Raw genomic sequence first — 254 nt, 5'->3', positions numbered from 1 at the left:
CGGCCTGAGCACGCGCACGCTGGCCGCCAACCTGGACGGCCTGGCGGCGTTCTACACCGCCGGTGGCTATGTGCTGCCCAAGGGCGGTGAATGGATGGCGGGATCGGTGCTGGGTGAACTGGCCCGCGCGGCCGCGACATTGCGCGACGTGCCCGCGCCGCTGGAGCAGGCGTTGGCCGACGCCGAGGGGCGCCGGCAACTGGCGCTGGCGGCGCTGACCTTGAAGAACGCCAAGGCCATCGTCGACCAGGACC

At 72.4% G+C, this 254-nt stretch carries 1 pseudogene; it reads left to right on the top strand.

Features of this window, described 5'->3' with window-relative positions:
- Window positions 1–254, top strand: a pseudogene (locus SB751_RS33080) (aminopeptidase); the annotation flags it as partial.

The organism is Cupriavidus sp. SIMBA_020, from assembly GCF_046535395.1.
GTDB classification, from domain to species: domain Bacteria; phylum Pseudomonadota; class Gammaproteobacteria; order Burkholderiales; family Burkholderiaceae; genus Cupriavidus; species Cupriavidus campinensis.
Note: the sequence above shows the minus strand (reverse complement) of the source record. Positions and strands in the feature narration are given on the sequence as shown.